This window comes from Phycisphaerales bacterium (genome assembly GCA_035627955.1).
GTDB lineage: Bacteria > Planctomycetota > Phycisphaerae > Phycisphaerales > UBA1924 > JAEYTB01.
Map to the genome: position 1 here is coordinate 13,420 of DASPKU010000017.1, position 16,382 is coordinate 29,801.

Below are 16,382 nucleotides of genomic sequence, written 5' to 3' on the forward strand. Positions count from 1 at the left end.
CCACCCGGACATTCCCCGGCCACTGCGCGCGGGGTCGGGTAACGGAGCGTGGCCGGGGAGCGCGGCCAACCCCTTCTTGACCGTCGGTGTTCTTAGCAGGCCCCGCCGCCGATCACCCGGAAGAACGACTCAATGTCCTGGTCCGTCGCGGTGTCGCCGTCGGCGTTGAAGTCGGCGCTGCCGCACGTTGGGCAGCAGTTGCCACCGATGCAGGCGAAAAACGCCTCGATGTCCTGATCGGTCGCGGTGTCGCCGTCGTTGTTGAAGTCGGCCGAGCAGGTTGCGGTGATGGGCATCACCCTCGGCTGCTGCGCCGAGAGGTCGATGCCGTTGATGGCCGCGTCGCCGAACACGATCGGCACGTACCCCATGGCCGCGAAGTAGCGGGCCCGCTCGACAATCTCCAGCGGCTCGGGCCAGCGGCCCAGCTCGTCGTGCAGGTGGTGCTTCTGGATGGAACCCCACAGCTCGTGCCCGGGGACCAGCAGCTGCGCGAGGTAGTGCGGCGTGACGATCCGGTACGTCGACGCCCAGTTCGGGCGCGTGGCGTAGGTGAACCCCGGCGCGAGCGTCGCGAGGATGTCGCACGGCATCGGCTCGATCAGGAACCGCACGCCCGGGTACCACTGCTGCAGCTGCCGCAGCCAGTGGTAGCTCTGCCACACCGGCAGGTGCGCGAACGCGTCGAGCCCGACGACGCGCGTGTTGGCGATCTGCACCGCCCCATCCACCTCCTGACGCGCGAGCGCGACGTGCGTGGGGTTCGCAGGGTCGATCACCAGGGGCGGGTTCGCGGCGGTGGGCGGCCAGCTTGTCATCACCTGCGTGGAGTTGCCCCACCATAGGCCCAGCTCACGCCCGCTGCTGTTGGTGATGTCCGCGAGCACCGCCGGTCCCGCGCCCGCCGATTGCTGTGCACTCCACCGAGAAGTGAACTGGAAGGGGAAGTTGTAATCGCTGGGAGTCGTCGGGAAGAGGCCCGTGGGGGTCCACATCATGAAGCGCGCCCAGCCGCGCGCGTGCTGGAACAGCAGCTCCTGGTGCCAGCGGTCCCACCCCTCGGGGTATGGCCGCCCGCCCCCGCCGGAGAACTCAACGAACCCGTAGGGGTTGCTCGCGGAGATCAGGTCAGCCTGAGTGGTCGTGCAGCCGAGCACCGGGCGCGGGTCGGCGGTGTAGCGCACGCCGCCGTACCGCGCCGTGAAGTACTCGCGGTAGGGCTGGAAGAGCCTGAGCCACTGCTGCGGCGCGTTGGCCGTGTCGTAGGCGTTCTCGGGGATGGTCTGCGTGCCCCCCGGGCTCCAGGCCCCGCCCGTGGGCGTGCTCGTGCGCATCGCGCGGACGCTAACCACGTAGGTGCGCGATTCGCCCGCGGGCACCAGCCCCTCGGTCAGCGCCGGGTCAGCGTTGGTGAAGTCGCGGGCCGCGAGGATCATCTGGACTTCCCACGTGCGCGGCTCGCCCTCCGCGGGCGGGAACACGTGGATGCCCAGCGCAACTCGGTGGGCGTACTGGTTCGGACCCGCTGCGCCGCCGGGCGCAGCTGGGTCGACGAGCGGGTACTGCAGCGACACCCCCAGCGCGTACTCGCCCGCGTGCAGGAACGCGACGGGGGCAAAGAGCGACCCGGGGTACTTCGCCTCCTGGTCCATGTTCCAGCCGCTGTCGAGCGGGTTCGTCGTGATGTCCTGCGCCTGCCCGGTCAGGAAGAAGTCGCGCGTGCGCACCCGCCCGCGCTGATCCACCGGCAGGCCGAAGGTGATGCCGGGAACGTAGAGCGGGCCGGGACGGCGGGCGGTTGTGCCCTGCGTGTTGTCGAACGTGAACGCGAGATCGATGCCGTCGGCGTGCGCGGCATCTCCGCCCGAGGGCAGCCACGCGACTGTCGGCTCGATGGTGCCCGCGTCGCCGTTGGCGGGCGTGTACACGCGGTGACGGATGATGGGGTCGCCCGAAATCACCGTGCGTCCCGTGTCGTTGTCGACGACGCTGATCTTGCCGGAGGTGTAGCTCACAGTAAAGTCCGCCGAGGCATGCGCGGCGGCGAGCAGGAGGGCGAGCGCTGCGGCGCCCGCGGTGCGAAGGACCATGCTGTTCTCCCTCTGGTCACGGATGTGGCCGCGCGTCCCTGCGCGGGCTGTGCGTATATACACGGAGTTACGCGTCGATCCAAGCCGGGAGTTGCTTTGGGCCCCCGTGCTCTCGCGCGGTACGCTGACGGTGCAGAATGGGTCGTGTGACCCTGACCGCCAGTGCCCGTGCGTCGCCGCGCCTGCAAGGGAGCAAGCCGATGGAGTTCTCACTGCCGCACACGATCGCGGTGCTGGAGCGCACGCCGCGGGTGCTCGACACCATGCTCCGCGGCCTGCCGCCGGAGCTGACGCACGCCAACTACGGCCCCGGCACGTGGAGCGCGTACAACGTCGTCGGCCACCTGATCGTGGGCGAAAAGGACGACTGGATCCCGCGGGCGCGACGGATCCTGGAGCACGGCGTCTCGCGCGCGTTCGACCCATTCCCGCATGATGCCACCGTGCACGCGGCGAGTGGCCGCTCACTTGAATCGCTGCTCGACGAGTTCACCCGGCTGCGCGCCGAGAGCCTGTCGGCGCTGCGGGCCATGAACCTCGGGGAGCGCGAGCTGGCCTTGCGCGGCCGGCACCCCGCCTTTGGTGACGTGACCCTCGCCCAGCTGCTCGCCACCTGGAGCGTGCACGATGTCCACCACGTGCGGCAGGCGTGTATGGCCATCGCGTACCAGTCGCGCGAGCTGGTGGGGCCGTGGCGGGCGTACCTCAACACCCTGCCACAGGAAGCCTGAGCGTCAGCGAGGGCATCGCCGCGCTTCGCGCGATCCGTGCGGCCCGCGACCTGGGCCGCATGCTCCCTAACGGTGGCGGTTCCTATGCGGGCCGGAGTGGAGCGCGCCGCCCTCACGAAACTCCACCCAGCTCGCCCCATCCGTGGCCGTGGTGTACCACGTGCGGTTCACGCGCACGCCGTCCCAGCGGGGGTCGTCGGCCCGCAGGGCGCCCGTCGATTGCAGCACCACCTCGGGGTTGAGGTGCCACGCGAAGTCGATCGCGGCCGGCCGGGCCGAGCCGTGGTGGGGGAGCTCCAGCACGCGCGGCATCAGCCCAGGGTGAGTGCTGCGGAGCGCGGCGATCGCCTCATCCTGCACATCGCCGGTGAGCAGCGCGGCATGCGGGTCCGCCGGTGTCGAGACGAGCGCAACCAGCGAGTGGTTGTTATCCAGCGGCCAGTCGGCCGCAGGCGGCGGGGACAGAAAGGTCAGTGTGGTCTGGCCGATGCTCGTTGTGTCGCCCTGCTGCAACGCACGGAGTGGCACGCCGCGGGCCTTGAGTTCGCGCGTTAGTTCAGCAACCGCTCCCGCCGGCTGCTCCGCCGCCTGCGCGATGAACCGCGCCGGCACCAGCACCTCGCGCACGCCCAGAGGGTGCAGCACCTCCGCCAGCCCGGCAAAGTGGTCCAGGTCCGGGTGCGTGACGATGACCCTCGGCGTCCTCCACGCGCCCAAGGCCCGCACCGCGCCCACCAGCGGCGGGGTCGTCCCGTTCCCCGGCATCGGCCCGCAGTCCCACAGCACCGCATCATCACCGCTGCGCAGCAGGTAGCACGAGCCATTACCGACATCGAGGATGTCGATGCGCAGGGCGACATCGCGCCGGAGGCCTCCCGGGTTGGCCCACTGGAGCGCCAACCACGCGCCGACGAGCGCGCCCGCGCCCCACGCCCGCCACTCGCGCCAGCGCCAGTACTTCAGCCACGCCACGATGACCAGCGTCGCGCCCGCGCACCACAGGCCCGACACCACCGGCACGCAGAGCGCGCTGAACGGCACGGCGTCGAAGAGGTTCACACCCGCCACGGACCACTGGCACAGGTGCGCCAGCACGTGCCCCGCCCAGTCCGCCGCGGGCAGGATGAACACGCCCGCGAGCAGCGCCAAGTACCCCGCCCACAGCACCAGCACGATGAGCGGCGTGATCAGGATGGTCGCGCCGATCGCTAGCGGGCTGATGAGCCCGAACCGGTGCATGATGAGCGGCAGCGACACGGCCCAGCACATCACGGCGGCGGAGAAGCTCTGCGTCAGCTTGTCACGCGTCCACGTGAAGAACGGGATCTCCTTCCGCACGATGCCCTGGATCGGCACGCCGAACATGCGGGCGTGCACGGTGGGGCCCAGCCAGAAGAGACAAGCCGTGAGGCCGAAGCTGAGCTGGAAGCCGGGGTTCCATAGGTCCAGCGGGCGCCACAGCAGCAGGCCCACGGCGATCCACGTCAGCAGCGTGAGGCGGTCGTAGCGGCGCCCGCTGGCTTCCGCCGCCATCACGCCCAGCACCATGGCCGCGGATCGCAGGATCGGCGAGCTCGCGGGCACGATCAGCACGTACAGCAGCACGATGACCGCCACGAGTGCGGGCTCGAGCCACCCACGATCGCCGCTCAGCCGCAGCACGAAGAGCGCGAGCAGGGCCATGACAGACAGGTGGAAGCCGGAAATGGACAGCACGTGCGCGAGCCCCTGGCGGGCGAACGCGTCGCGCACCTCGCGCTGCGAGGGGTCGTAGTCGCCCAGCACAAGCCCGAGCAGCAGGGCCCGCGAGCGCTCACCCTCCTCGCCCTCGAGGTTGCCGGCGGCGCGAGTGAGGAGGTGTCTGGCGCGGTCCTCGAGCGCCGCGCGGGCGGCGAGCCAGCGGGCACTGACGCTGCCGAGAGCGCTGCCGTCACGTTCGATGGGCTGCAGCAGGGTCGCGCTGCTCAGCGTCAGCGAGCCCGCGAAGCCCACCTGCGCGGCGTACTCGCGCAGGTCGTCCTGCCCAGGGTTGCTCGGCGGACCGATGGGCTCGAACCAGCCGGTGAGGCGGATGCGGTCGCCGGCGCGCGGGAGAGCGATCGCACCGGCGCCGGGCGGCGGAGTGCGCGCCCACAGCTTGCCGTGCACCGGCAGGCCGCCCTTCTCCGTGACGATGGTGTCGACATCCACGTCAAGCCGCACCCGCGGCTGCGATTGGAACGGCAGCGTGCCGCGCTGCGGCTTCACCTCCCGCGGCGTGCGGAGGACGGTGCCCTCGAGCGTAACCAGCGTCCGCGTATCCGCCAGGAGCACGCCCAGGTCACGGACCGTGTGCTCGAAGATACGGGCGTGCATCCAGCCCGCGCTGCCGCAGATGATGGCGAGCGCCAGGGCAGCGCGGCAGGCCCAGGCTTTGGTCGCAATGGCCGCGGCGCACGCGCCCAGCGCCAGCGCGAACCACGCCGACGACATCCACGGCAACGCCCGCCCCAGCGCCAGCCCGACCGCCACCAGCACGAACGCGGTCAGCACCCGCCGGCGCGTCCGCGCGAGCTGCTGGGCCAGCCCGTCCCCCGCGGTCGACGCTCCAGGCACGGCGACCGGCGCGGAATGGGGCGTGGATGGAGAAACACCCTGCACGCCACCAAGCTATCGGCGGGGGCAGGGTGTTGTCACTTCGAGTAGGTTGGAACCGGCGAGAACACGACCTTCAGAGCACGGTCGTGGTACCCCCGATCAGCTGCCCGCGACGATCAGGTCGTCGAAGTCCTTGATGATGTCGGTGGAGGTCGGGCGGTCCTGGTCGTCGCGCAGTTCGGTGTTGGGGTAGGTTTTGAAGTTCATGCCGTAGAACAAGTTGTTGCCCGGCACGGCGGTGGCGCCAGCCGCGCCCCGCTCCTCGTTGCCGAGGAAGACGCCGTTGCGGCCCGCAGCATGGAGGACGAACGACCCGCGAGGGGCCGAGGGGTAGATCTGAGCGCAGGGCTGGGTGACGTCCTTCGGGCTGCCGGGGGCACCGAGGATGGCCGCGAGCGACGTCGCCCGGTTCGCGTTCGCGAAACCGATGAGGCTCTGGTCCTGTTGGTTGACGCCCTTCTTGCCCAGACGCGTGGAGTTCAGGAAAGCCGCGTTGGAGTTCCAGTAGAAGCGTGAGCCAGCGGTGTTCGTGGGTGCGACCCGGGCCATGTCGTTGTGATCGACGATCGGGCCCACGGTCGACGAATCCGACATCCAGAGAATGATGGGCATGCCCTCGGCGTCAACAAGGTCCTTCATCCGCATGTTCTCGGCCGGAGCGGAGTCCGAGGCGATCTTCTGGCTGACCTCGCTGCCGTTATGGATCGTGAAGTGCTGCGCGGGCGGCGTGAAGTACTTGCCCTTTCCTACCAGGTCGGGGTGGTAGTCGATGTTCTGAGCAGCCGTGTTGTGCGGCCCGACCTTGAAGCTGCCGGCGGGCAGCGGCGTCGTACCCGCAGGCACCTCGCCACCCGCGAGGTCAAGCATCACGTTTTCCATGGACGTCAGGCCCATGCCGGCTGGGTTGGCGCCGTTGGCCGCGAGGCCGAGGTCCCTCTCGGCGAACCTGCCCGGCAGCCGCTTGTTATCCAACTGGAACGCCGAGATCGCCTGCGACACGTTCTGCAGCAGGTTCCGCGTCGCCATCTCGCGCGACTTCGCCCGCACGCCGCTCAGCGCCGGCAGCACGATGGCCACGATCAGCGCGATGATCAGGATGACCACCAGCAGCTCGATCAGGCTGAAGGCCCGCGTCCGCACATTCGTGTCACGCTTCATACAAGTCTCCGTGGCGGGGAACCCCGGCACATCCATGGTCTGTTCGCGGCCCCGGTGGTCCGGGGTTGCTCGAATCGGTCATCCTCAGCCATTCCAGCTTACCGCGAACAATATGGATGCCGAAGCACTTTCCGGAAGATTCCCGTCCGCATCCCGAACCTGACCACCGCCACACGCCCGAATCACCCGGCCTGGCGGCCCCCCGGGAAGGCCCGGTTTGATCCCCGGGCGTTCACTGCCCATACTCCCCTTGTGAGTTCACTGGCCACACCATCGGGCTACAGCGGGCAGGGGTCGGCAGTTGCGGCCGCGGCGGAAGCGATCCGCTCCGGCGGCCTCGCCATCATCCCCACCGAGACCGTCTACGGCTTGGCATGCGACGCCCGCAACGCGGACGCCGTGGCGCGACTGCACGCGCTCGTGGTGCCGCCCATCGACCGCCCGCCGCTGCCGCCCGCGAGCAGCTGGCACGCCCCAAGCACCCAGCGCGTGCTGGAGGTGCTCAACATCACGCACCCCCTGCACCTGCGCCTCATCGAGAAGCTCACCCCCGGCCCGGTTCGCCTGCAGGTGCAGAAGACGCCCGAGGAGATCACCGCGATCCTCGCGCAGCTGGGTGTCAAGCCCGGCGTGATCGACCGCAACAACGAGGTCTGGGTCCGCATCCCCGACCACCCCTTGGGCGTCGCGGTCATCGAGCGGGCGGGCGGCGTGATCATCGCCGACCGCATCAGCGCCTTTGGCCTGGGCGACGGCAAGGAGATCCCGGAGGACATCCAGGGCACGATCGAGCGCATGGGCATCGCGGCCGTGGTCGATGATGGCCCCACGCGCCTGGGCAAGCCCTCGACGGGCATCCACCTCGGGCGCGACGGCACGTACGAGGTCATCCCCGGCGGGCTCTTCGACGAGCGCTACATCCGCAAGAAGGTGGAGCGGCTGGTGCTGTTCGTGTGCACCGGCAATACCTGCCGCAGCCCCATGGCCGAGGCGATCGCCCGGGACGTGCTCGCGAACCTCAAGAGCCCGATCCCCACGCGCGTGACCTCCGCGGGGGTGTCGGCCCTGCCCGGCGAGCCAATGACCGCCGAGGCACGTGAGGCACTGGCCGAGATGAACGTCGATCACGGCCACCACCGCGCCCGCGAGCTCGCCCGTGACCTCCTGAACGAGGCCGAAGTCATCTTCGCGATGACGCGCTCGCACATGCAGGCGGTGCTGGCGGTGGCGCCGCAAGCCGCGGCCAAGGTGCTCGTGCTTGACCCCACCGGCCAGGACGTCAAGGACCCCATCGGCGGCACGCAGGATGAATATCGTTCCACCGCCCGCAAGCTAAGGACGCTCGTCGAGCGCCGCCTGCGGGAGCTCGACGCCGCCATCCAGGCCCCCACGACCCCCACGTCTACTGAAAGGACTTCGCCATGAAGATCGCGCTGAGCGCCGACCACCGTGGGATCGCGGGGATCAAGAGCCTCGCCGACCAGCTCAAGCGCCAGGGCCACGAGCCCGAACTGCTGGGCGACTGCAGCGGCGCTCCCGCCGATTACCCCGAGCGGGCGTACATGGTCGGGCAGGCGGTGGCGAAGGGCCAGGCCGACCTGGGCATCCTCATCTGCGGCACCGGCATCGGCATGTCGATCGCGGCCAACAAGGTCAAGGGCGTGCGGGCCGCGGTGGTGCACGACGAGCTCACCGCCCAGCTATCGCGCTCGCACAACAACGCCAACGTGCTCTGCCTCTCCGCCGACCTGCTGGGCCAGCGGCTGATCGAGAAGATCGCCGAGGTGTGGATCAACACGCAGTTCGAGGGCGGCCGCCACTCGCGCCGCATCCGCAAGATCGCGGCGATGGAGAACGGCGTGGACCCGGCCACCGTGCAGGAGTGAGGTCGGTGCGAAACAAGAAGCCCGACCGTCAGGAAGGGCATGGCCGCGACTGAGCGGCCATACGTTGGGCACCGGAAATCGAAAGGCACCCCAGCGCGGTACGCTCGCCCGGATGTACAACGAGCCGCTCGCCTACTTCATCACGTTCCGCACCTACGGCACGTGGCTGCACGGCGATGAGCGCGGGTCGGTGCACGAGTCGCGCAATAAGTTCGGAACTCCCTTCATCGAGCCGGACGCCGAGTGGCTGAAGTACGATGAGAAACACCTGAAGCACGATCCCGTCGCTCTCTCGGATGCGCAACGCGCATGCGTTGACGCGGCGCTCCGCGGTGTCTGCGAGCACCACCAATGGATACTTCACGCCCTCAATGTTCGTACCAATCACGTCCATTGCGTGGTGAAGGCGAACCGCGAGAAGGACTTCGTCATGAACTCACTGAAGGCCTGGGGAACGCGCCGACTGAACGAAGCCGGGCTGAACCAACGGGGCACAAAGGTGTGGTCGCGCCACGGAAGCACTCAGTACATCTTCACCTACGAGAAGCTCCGAGAGAAGATCGACTACGTGCTCAATCAGCAGTAGAGGAGCCGACAGGAGGCCTGAGCGTCAGCGAGGGCATGGCCGCGACTGAGCGGCCATACGCTCGGCGCTGGTGTGGACAGACACTTGCGGTCAACGGGTGTCGCTCGTATCGCCGCGAAGCGCGGCGATGCCCTCGCTGACGCTCAGGCTTCCTGTACCTGTTCCAGTACCTTCCGGCAGAACTCGCGCACCAACGCATGCCCCGAGCGCGTCGCGGTGACGTCCGCCGCCAGCGGACGCCCGAGCAACGCCAGGTCCCCGATCAGATCGAGCAGCTTGTGCTTCGCGGGCTCATTGCGCATCCGCCATTGGTTGTCGATCGGCTGGCCGTCGTCGCCCACCACCACCATCTCGCGCGCCGAGAACTTCGTGAACAGCCCCGCGCGGGCCGCGGCCTCCGCCTCCGCGCGAAGCGAGAACGTGCGGGCCGGCGCGATGTCACGGGCGTACTCCGCCGGGTCACCGCTCCAAACCGCCGCCTGCGCCTGGATCGGTGAAGACGGCCCGTAATCGAGCGCGTAGGTGAACGACCAGCCGCCGGGCCGCGGCTCAGCTCGCACCACCCCGCCACCTCCATCCTGCACCTCCACCGGCCCACGCAGCACGATCGGGTCCTGCTCCCGCTCGAACTCAACCACCAGCGGCAGGAGCACCTCCACAAACGGCAGCGCCGATCCATCCAGGATCGGCACCTCCGGCCCCTGCACCTCCACCACCGCGTCGGTGATCCCCAGCCCCGCGAGGGCCGACATTACGTGCTCGATCGTGCCGACGGACCAGTCACCCGCGCCGATGGACGTGTTACGGATGGGCAGCCCCGCCGGCAACCCCCGTGGCCTCCAGTCCACGCACCGCGACACATGAGCCTGAACAGGCCCGCGCCCCGGCGAGGTGAACAGAATCCCATTCGCGACCACCGAGGGCCGGATCGTGACCGCGCACTCCTCGCCGCTGAACAACCCCGGCCCTCGCAAGGTGGGTGTTTCACGGCTGATAGTCCGGCGGTGCATGCGTTATCTCGCGAACGCGCGTACGCGTTGACGGGGAGTGGTCAATCGCGCGACGGCTTCTTCCCCAGCCGCCGCAGGGCCGCGTACGTGCGCCGCCACTCGCCCGCGGGGCCCGCCGGCGCGCCCATCCAGATCGACCCCGGCGGCACGTTGTTCACGACGCCCGACAACGCTGCGAGCTTGGAACCTGACCCGATCTCCAGGTTGTCCGCGACCGACACTCCGCCGCCGAGCACAACCCCGTCGCCGACAACCACCGAGCCCGCGAGACCGCACTTGCCGCAGATGATGCACGAGCGGCCGATGCGGCATCCGTGGGCGATCTGCACCAGGTTGTCGATCTTGGTGCCGCTGCCGATCACCGTCGATCCGAACTTGGCGCGGTCGATGCACGTGTTGGCGCCGATCTCCACATGGTCGCCGATATCGACGTTGCCGATGTGCGGGATTTTTACCAGCCCGCGCCCGTCGGGGCTCGGCCGGTAGCCGAAGCCATCCCCGCCGATCACCACGCCCGGATGAATGATGCAGTGAGCGCCCACCACGCACCGGTCCAGCACTGACACGTGCGGGTGGATTGTCGTGCCCGCGCCCACCTTGGCGCCATGCCCAACGTGCACCTGCGCGATCAGGGCCGCGTTCTCGCCGATCACCGCCCCCGCGCTCACGGTGCAGCCCGGCCCGATGAACGCCGAGGGCGAGACCGTTGCGCCTGGGTCCACGGCCGCGGTCGCGTGCACACCCGGCTTCACCGGCGCGGACCGCGCCGCGAACACATCCAGCACGCGCACCATCGCCAGGTCCGCATCCGGCACCACCAGCAGTGCCCGCGCCTCCCGCATCGCGCTCCCATTCCCAAGCGTCTCACGAAGTACCCCGAGCGGCACATCCCGGCTCACCAGCGCCGCCGCCGCCTTGCCGTTCTCCCAGTCCTTCAGGTACGCGCCCGAGCGGATGAACGACAGGGTGCCCGCGCCCGCCCGCTCGAGCGCATCGATGCGCTCAAGACGGATGGTGGGGGGGCCGAGCAGCTCGGCGCCCACGAGGGCCGCGAGCTCGCCGGTGGTGATGGAGATGGCCCGCTCGTGCGCCACGTTCTCAGCGGTTGTTCAGCGGGGCCGGATTGGCGGGCGGGCTGGCCGGCGCAGGGTTCGCGCCGGTATTCGCCGGCGGGTTCGCCGCCCGCGGCCCCGCGAGGTATTGCTCATTCATCAGGCTGATGAGCCGGTCGGTGATGTCCATCCCGTCGCGGACGTACAGCATCCGCTTGTTGTCCATCGCCCCGAACACGTCGCGCTGCACCGCCTGGCCGACCTCCGGCAGCTTCACGCTGCGGTCATCGATCATCACCAGGTCGATGCCCTCCTTCTTCGCCATCGCCTCGATCGCCACCAGCGACTTGTTGTACAGCAGCGTGATGGTGTCGCCCTTGAGCACGTCGAGCTGCCGCTGGTAGATCTTGAAGCGGGTCTCGTACAGCGTCTCCAGCTCGTACTTCTCCGACATGGCCGCGGAGCGAGCGGTGTAGTCCTTCTGCGGGATCTTGTCGTTGAGGTCGCTGGTGAGCTTCTCGATGCGGTCTTTGATCTGCTTGAGGCTGGCGTTGTACTCATCGAGCTTGGGCTTGTTGCCCATGTTGCGGTCTTCGAGCTCCTTCAGGCCGTTGATGAGCTTGGCGATGTCGACCACCGCCACGCTCACCGGCGCCGCGGCGGGGGCGGGCGAGGAGTGGGCCGTGAGGGCCATGCCCCCCACCAGCGAAGCGCCAACCACGAGCGCCGCCACCACGGGCGAAGCAAAGAGACCGGAGCGGAGCGTGTTCATGTCGGGTAATCCCCTGAAGCGGGTCGCTGTTGGCGCCCGTGTTGTGCGTGTTGTCGTGCCTGCAAACGACTGGCAGCACGCATGATACCCCGCCTGGCCGTGTGCCGGTCGGGCGGCGAAAACAGTCAGCGGAACGGGAAGTCCACGGTGAAGGTGAACACGCGCTTCTCGTCGGTCTCCTGCTTCAGCAGCGGAAAGCCGAAGTCAAACGCCAGCGGCACGGGGCTGAGCGCCGGCACGTAGATCCGCAGCCCCACGCCCACCGACACGCGGTAGTCGTCGAAGGCGAGCTCGGTGTCCACCGTGCCCGAATCGATGAAGCCGACGATCGAGACCACGTCCTCCCATACCGGCTGCCGCACCTCCGCGCCCGCGAAGAAGCTGAAAATGCCGCCAACGGGGTCGTCGGTGATGCTGCCGTCAGCGCGACGACCCGCCGGCGACGCCCCGCGGTACTTGAAGCCGCGGAAGTTGCTGCCGCCCAGGTAGAAGCGCTCGTAGAACGGCACGTCCTCCTGCCCCTGTGGGATGTACCGGGCGGAGGTCGACAGCCGCAGCACCGTCGCCCGTCCCAGCACGTCCTCGCTCAGCGGGATGTACGTGTCGTACTCGGCCGTGATGCGGTTGAAGGTCCAGTCGCCCAGGTACTGGTCCACGCCCATCGCGATCCGCGTGCCGCGCGTGGGCAGGTAGGGGTCGTCGAGCGTGCGCCGCTGGAGGTTCACGCCGATGGCCGTGAGCAGCTGCGGGTCCTCCACCTCGAAGTAGTCCACCGGGGCGTTGTCCTCGAAAGACGTCAGCTGCACCTGCTCGGCCCGCAGCGGCACCGAGAACGTCCACCGCGAGCCGAACCGCCGCCCCAGCGAGAGGAACGCGCCCACGCGCTGCTCGTCATAGGACCGGAAGTCGCGCGTGCGGTAGTAGGCGCTCACGCTGCCGGTGTAGTCCGTGCCGAACAGGTAGGGATCAGTCAGCGAGGCGGAAAGCTCGCCCGTCTCGGTTCCCGGCATCGCGGCGATCGTGAACTGCTGCCCGCCGCCGCGGAACGCGTTGCCCTTCACCAGCTCGCCGAAGGTGTCGGGGAAATCGGTGATGTCGAAGTTATTCTGCTGGAGGCTGACCAGGCCGACGACGCCGCCGTCGCTGCCCACCGAGCCGCCCATGGAGAACTTGCCCGTGTTGGTCTCTTCGATCTCCACCAGCACGTCGCGGTAGCCGGGGTTGTCCGGGTCCTCCGGCTGCGGCGTGATGCGGCTGCGCTGGCGGTCAAAGAGCTGCGTCTGCCGGAGCCGCCGCTCGCTCTCGCGGATCTCCGTGTTGTCCAGCGGCCGGTCGGGCAGGATGGTCAGCTGCCGCCGCACCACCTCGTCCTTGGTGATGTCGTTGCCCTGCACCTCGATGAGCCCGGTCTTCCAGCGGCGGCCCTGCGTGATGATCAGCACCACATCAACGAACGGGCGGTTCACGTCGCGGTTCTCGCGCCGATCCACCTTCGCGTCGTAGTACCCCAGCTTGCCGTACGCGTCCTTGATCGCGTCCACCGAGCGCTTGAGCTTGGCCTCGCTGTACACGTCTCCCGGCTGCGACTCCATCAACCCCAGCAGCTGCTCGTTGGTGAAGATCGGGGCGCTCTCGTCGGGCAGGATGCTCTGCACGCTCCGCAGCGTGTACACCCGCCCCTCGTCCACGTCGAACTGGACGATCGCCTCCTTGCCGTTGGGGCTGGGGAACACGCGGTAGCCCACGCGGATATCAAGGTAGCCGCGGTCACGGTAGAACTGGATCAAGGACGTCACGTCCTGCGCCAGCGTGTCCTCGTCCAGCGGCACCTTGTTCAGCAGGAACGCAGCCTTGGTCTTGATCGCCCCCTGCAGCTCGCGGTCCGAGTGCGAGACGTTGCCCTCAAACTGCACGAGCGTGATCCGCGTGCGCTCGCCCTCGCGGATGCGGAACAGCACGATGCCGCTCTCGTCCAGCTCCTTCTGGTCCACCGTGACGAGCGCGTTGGCGTAGCCCTTGGCCTGGTACCTCGCCTCGATGCCGCGGGCGATGCGCTCGATGAACGCGGGGTCGATCGGGGCGCCCACCATCGCGTCGCCGGCCACCAGGTCCTTGTCGCCGAAGGCGCGGTTGCCCACCGTCTGCACGGCCGTGACCACCGGGCGCGGGTCCAGCACGTACACCAGCTCCACCGACCCGTCCGACAGCAGCTGCACGCGGCTCTCCACCCGCTTGAACCGCCCCAGGCGGTCCAACCGAGCGATGTCGTCCGACACCGTGAGCGCTGAGAACGGCGCCCCCTCGCGCAGGCGCAGCTGGTTGCGGGCCAGGCTCTCGGTCTGCTGGTCCAGCGCCTGCCCGGGGGTGGTCTGGCCATCCTGCACACGCTCGGGCGTGCGGAGGGTCACCTGTCGCACGAGGCGACCCTCATAGGGCTCAAGCTCAGGCGGCACACCCTGGCGCGTAGGTGGCGTCGGCTGCGTATCGGGCTGACCTTCCGGCGGCGTTGACGGGGTTGCCGGCGGCTGCGGCTGCGCGTGCACGCGCGGTGCAAAGGCGCCGGCCGCGAAGAGTGCGGCGCTGATCAGCAGGGTTCGTGGACGCATCACCGGCATCGTGGGTCAGGACAATACCCGCCAAAGCTGGTGGGCACAAACCGGGGGCGGCGAGTATCCTTCTGGCATGTCGGCAGCTCCGAAGTACGAAGGTCAACTCCCGGACAGGCTCGGCTACGCCGGGCTGCGGATGACCGCCGACGAGTTTTTCGAAATCGGCGAAACTCAGGCCAGGTACGAGCTCATCGATGGAGTCGTATTGATGTCGCCAGCCCCGACTCCCCGCCACCAGGAACTACTGCAGCTCCTGCAGGAACAAGCGGGTCAGTGGCGACGCTCGCACGCGGGTGCGCGGGTGATCCCGGACGTGGATCTGCAGGTTGGTCCCAAGCTGGTTTACAGACCAGACTTGGCGCTCTACGCACCCGGCGTTCTGAAATCCCTTCCGCAACGGCTGACCACACCGCCCCAGCTCGTGATCGAGATCCTGTCGCCGAGCACCAAGGCGCTCGATCTCATCACCAAACGCGGCGATTACGAGCGGTTCGGTGTTGCCGAGTACTGGGTGATTGACCCCGATACTGCCAACGTTCGCGCGTGGCGTCGGATCGGGAACGAACTGGTCGAACAAACCAGCCAAACCGACTCAATCGAATCGGTTTCACTGGAGGGGTTCACGCTCGACCTCAAGGCGCTGCGCGGCGATTGATCACTGCAGCGTCACCGGCATCACCACATAGATGAAGTCGTTGCCGCTCTTGATCAGCCCCGGCTTGCCCGGCGCCTTGAGCTCCATGATCACCTCGGGCTCCGTCATCACCTTCAGCGCATCCACGATGAACTGCGGGTTGAACCCGATCTCGATGTCGTCGCCGTCGTAACCATTGAGGTCGACCTTTACGTTGGCCTCGCCCATCTCCGGCGCCCGGCTGGAGAGCTCGAGCTGTTTGCCCTTCCCGGTGAAGGAAAGGCGAACGCCCCGCGACTCCTCGTTGGTCAGCAGCGCCGCACGCCGCACCGCCGATGACACGCTCTCGCGGTCGAACGTCACCTTCTTATCCTGGTCCTTCGGGATCACGTCCTCGTAGGGAGGGAAGGCGCCCTCGACCAGGTTGCTCACCAGCACCGCCCGCCCCGGGCTCGCGGCCGTGCCGAAGCTGAACAGAATCTGGTTGTCCGTCACCGCGATCTGCACCGCCTCATCATGCTCCTGGATCAGCTTCTGGAGCATGTTGAGGGCCTTGGTGGGGATGATGCAGGTGACCGGCTTGCTGTCCTTCTCGCCGCCGCTGAGGGCCGCGCGGGCGAGGGCCAGGCGGCGGCCGTCGGTGGCCACCATCTCCAGCCGCTTGCCGTCGCGCTTGAGCAGCACGCCGTTGATCGCGTACCGCGAGTTCTCGCGGGCGGTGGCGAACAGGGTGCGGGCCACCAGCTGGCTGAGCGAGCCGGCCGGGTGCGTAATCATCGCCTTGGCCTTGGGCGTGTTGGCATCGCCGGTGGACAGAATGCCAAAGTCAGGGATCGGCGGGAAGTCTGCCGGCGGGTAGCCGAACACCTTGAAGTGCGCATCCGCCCCGCGGATGTGGCACACCTCGTTCTCGACCTCCAGCGTCAGCGTGGGGTCGCCGTCCTCGGCCGAGACGATCTGGCGGAGCTTGTCCGCAGGGATCAGCGCCTCGCCGGGCTGCTGCACGTCAACTTGGGTGAGCGTGAGCTTGAGCGCGACTTCGGCGTCGGTGGCGGAGAGGGTGAGGTCGCCCGCGCCGTTGGCCTTGCTGGCCGTGAGCTTGACGCAGGTGAGCTGGACGCGGGGCGTGCGGGCGGCGACAGCGCCGGAAACGAGGTTGATGGCGTCCAACAGGGCGCCGCGATCGCAGATGACCTTCATGTGGCTCCGTCCTTCTT

Annotated in this window: 13 protein-coding genes; 5 read left to right on the forward strand and 8 right to left on the reverse strand. The window is 68.5% G+C overall.

Going from position 1 to position 16,382, the window contains the following annotated elements:
- Positions 1 to 92 precede the first annotated feature (92 nt).
- Positions 93 to 2,090 carry a hypothetical protein gene (locus VD997_14335; GenBank protein ID HYE63169.1) on the reverse strand — a complete coding sequence of 666 codons (1,998 nt, stop codon included), beginning with the start codon at positions 2,088 to 2,090 and terminating at the stop codon, positions 93 to 95.
- 137 nt (positions 2,091 to 2,227) lie between these two features.
- On the opposite strand from VD997_14335, the gene VD997_14340 reads away from it, so the two are divergent.
- Entirely contained in the window at positions 2,228 to 2,821 is a 594-nt protein-coding gene (locus tag VD997_14340) for a DinB family protein (GenBank protein HYE63170.1), read from the forward strand.
- A gap of 66 nt (positions 2,822 to 2,887) precedes the next feature.
- Here the strand turns inward: VD997_14340 and VD997_14345 are convergent, their stop codons facing one another.
- Positions 2,888 to 5,461: a ComEC/Rec2 family competence protein gene (locus VD997_14345; GenBank protein HYE63171.1), complete on the reverse strand. Its 2,574-nt coding sequence runs from the start codon at positions 5,459 to 5,461 to the stop codon at positions 2,888 to 2,890.
- Positions 5,462 to 5,557: 96 nt separating this feature from the next.
- Complete coding sequence (locus VD997_14350; protein ID HYE63172.1) at positions 5,558 to 6,616, reverse strand: prepilin-type N-terminal cleavage/methylation domain-containing protein; 1,059 nt, start codon at positions 6,614 to 6,616, stop codon at positions 5,558 to 5,560.
- 252 nt (positions 6,617 to 6,868) lie between these two features.
- Here VD997_14350 and VD997_14355 point away from each other — a divergent pair, with 252 nt between their 5' ends.
- From VD997_14355 to VD997_14365, 3 genes are all read left to right on the forward strand, one after another.
- Positions 6,869 to 8,041 carry a Sua5/YciO/YrdC/YwlC family protein gene (locus tag VD997_14355; GenBank protein ID HYE63173.1) on the forward strand — a complete coding sequence of 391 codons (1,173 nt, stop codon included), beginning with the start codon at positions 6,869 to 6,871 and terminating at the stop codon, positions 8,039 to 8,041.
- Complete coding sequence (rpiB, locus tag VD997_14360; GenBank protein ID HYE63174.1) at positions 8,038 to 8,502, forward strand: ribose 5-phosphate isomerase B; 465 nt, start codon at positions 8,038 to 8,040, stop codon at positions 8,500 to 8,502. Before VD997_14355 ends, rpiB begins: the two co-directional genes overlap by 4 nt.
- A gap of 112 nt (positions 8,503 to 8,614) precedes the next feature.
- On the forward strand, positions 8,615 to 9,088 hold the full coding sequence (locus VD997_14365) for a transposase (protein HYE63175.1): 474 nt from the start codon (positions 8,615 to 8,617) through the stop codon (positions 9,086 to 9,088).
- Between the two features lie 143 nt (positions 9,089 to 9,231).
- Here VD997_14365 and VD997_14370 read toward each other — a convergent pair whose 3' ends face one another.
- The 4 genes from VD997_14370 to bamA all read right to left on the reverse strand — a co-directional run bounded on the left by VD997_14370 (position 9,232) and on the right by bamA (position 14,528).
- Positions 9,232 to 10,098, reverse strand: a complete 867-nt coding sequence (locus VD997_14370; protein ID HYE63176.1) for a UDP-3-O-acyl-N-acetylglucosamine deacetylase — start codon at positions 10,096 to 10,098, stop codon at positions 9,232 to 9,234.
- Positions 10,099 to 10,139: 41 nt separating this feature from the next.
- Positions 10,140 to 11,192: a UDP-3-O-(3-hydroxymyristoyl)glucosamine N-acyltransferase gene (gene lpxD, locus VD997_14375; protein ID HYE63177.1), complete on the reverse strand. Its 1,053-nt coding sequence runs from the start codon at positions 11,190 to 11,192 to the stop codon at positions 10,140 to 10,142.
- Between the two features lie 4 nt (positions 11,193 to 11,196).
- Entirely contained in the window at positions 11,197 to 11,922 is a 726-nt protein-coding gene (locus tag VD997_14380; GenBank protein ID HYE63178.1) for an OmpH family outer membrane protein, read from the reverse strand.
- Between the two features lie 125 nt (positions 11,923 to 12,047).
- Complete coding sequence (gene bamA / locus VD997_14385) at positions 12,048 to 14,528, reverse strand: outer membrane protein assembly factor BamA (GenBank protein HYE63179.1); 2,481 nt, start codon at positions 14,526 to 14,528, stop codon at positions 12,048 to 12,050.
- 76 nt (positions 14,529 to 14,604) lie between these two features.
- On the opposite strand from bamA, the gene VD997_14390 reads away from it, so the two are divergent.
- The gene (locus VD997_14390) at positions 14,605 to 15,186 is read left to right on the forward strand and encodes a Uma2 family endonuclease (protein ID HYE63180.1); all 582 of its coding nucleotides are present in this window, start codon (positions 14,605 to 14,607) and stop codon (positions 15,184 to 15,186) included.
- On the opposite strand, the gene dnaN is transcribed toward VD997_14390, so the two are convergent.
- On the reverse strand, positions 15,187 to 16,365 hold the full coding sequence (gene dnaN, locus VD997_14395) for a DNA polymerase III subunit beta (protein ID HYE63181.1): 1,179 nt from the start codon (positions 16,363 to 16,365) through the stop codon (positions 15,187 to 15,189).
- Positions 16,366 to 16,382: the final 17 nt, after the last annotated feature.

Excerpts from the sequence above, each read along its gene's own strand:
- VD997_14335 (HYE63169.1), bottom strand. The coding sequence starts at position 2,090 with ATGGTCCTTCGCACCGCGGGCGCCGCAGCGCTCGCCCTCCTGCTCGCC.
- VD997_14340 (HYE63170.1), top strand. The coding sequence starts at position 2,228 with ATGGGTCGTGTGACCCTGACCGCCAGTGCCCGTGCGTCGCCGCGCCTG.
- VD997_14350 (HYE63172.1), bottom strand. The coding sequence starts at position 6,616 with ATGAAGCGTGACACGAATGTGCGGACGCGGGCCTTCAGCCTGATCGAG.
- rpiB (HYE63174.1), top strand. The coding sequence starts at position 8,038 with ATGAAGATCGCGCTGAGCGCCGACCACCGTGGGATCGCGGGGATCAAG.
- VD997_14365 (HYE63175.1), top strand. The coding sequence starts at position 8,615 with ATGTACAACGAGCCGCTCGCCTACTTCATCACGTTCCGCACCTACGGC.
- VD997_14370 (HYE63176.1), bottom strand. The coding sequence starts at position 10,098 with ATGCACCGCCGGACTATCAGCCGTGAAACACCCACCTTGCGAGGGCCG.
- VD997_14380 (HYE63178.1), bottom strand. The coding sequence starts at position 11,922 with ATGAACACGCTCCGCTCCGGTCTCTTTGCTTCGCCCGTGGTGGCGGCG.
- bamA (HYE63179.1), bottom strand. The coding sequence starts at position 14,528 with ATGCGTCCACGAACCCTGCTGATCAGCGCCGCACTCTTCGCGGCCGGC.
- VD997_14390 (HYE63180.1), top strand. The coding sequence starts at position 14,605 with ATGTCGGCAGCTCCGAAGTACGAAGGTCAACTCCCGGACAGGCTCGGC.
- dnaN (HYE63181.1), bottom strand. The coding sequence starts at position 16,365 with ATGAAGGTCATCTGCGATCGCGGCGCCCTGTTGGACGCCATCAACCTC.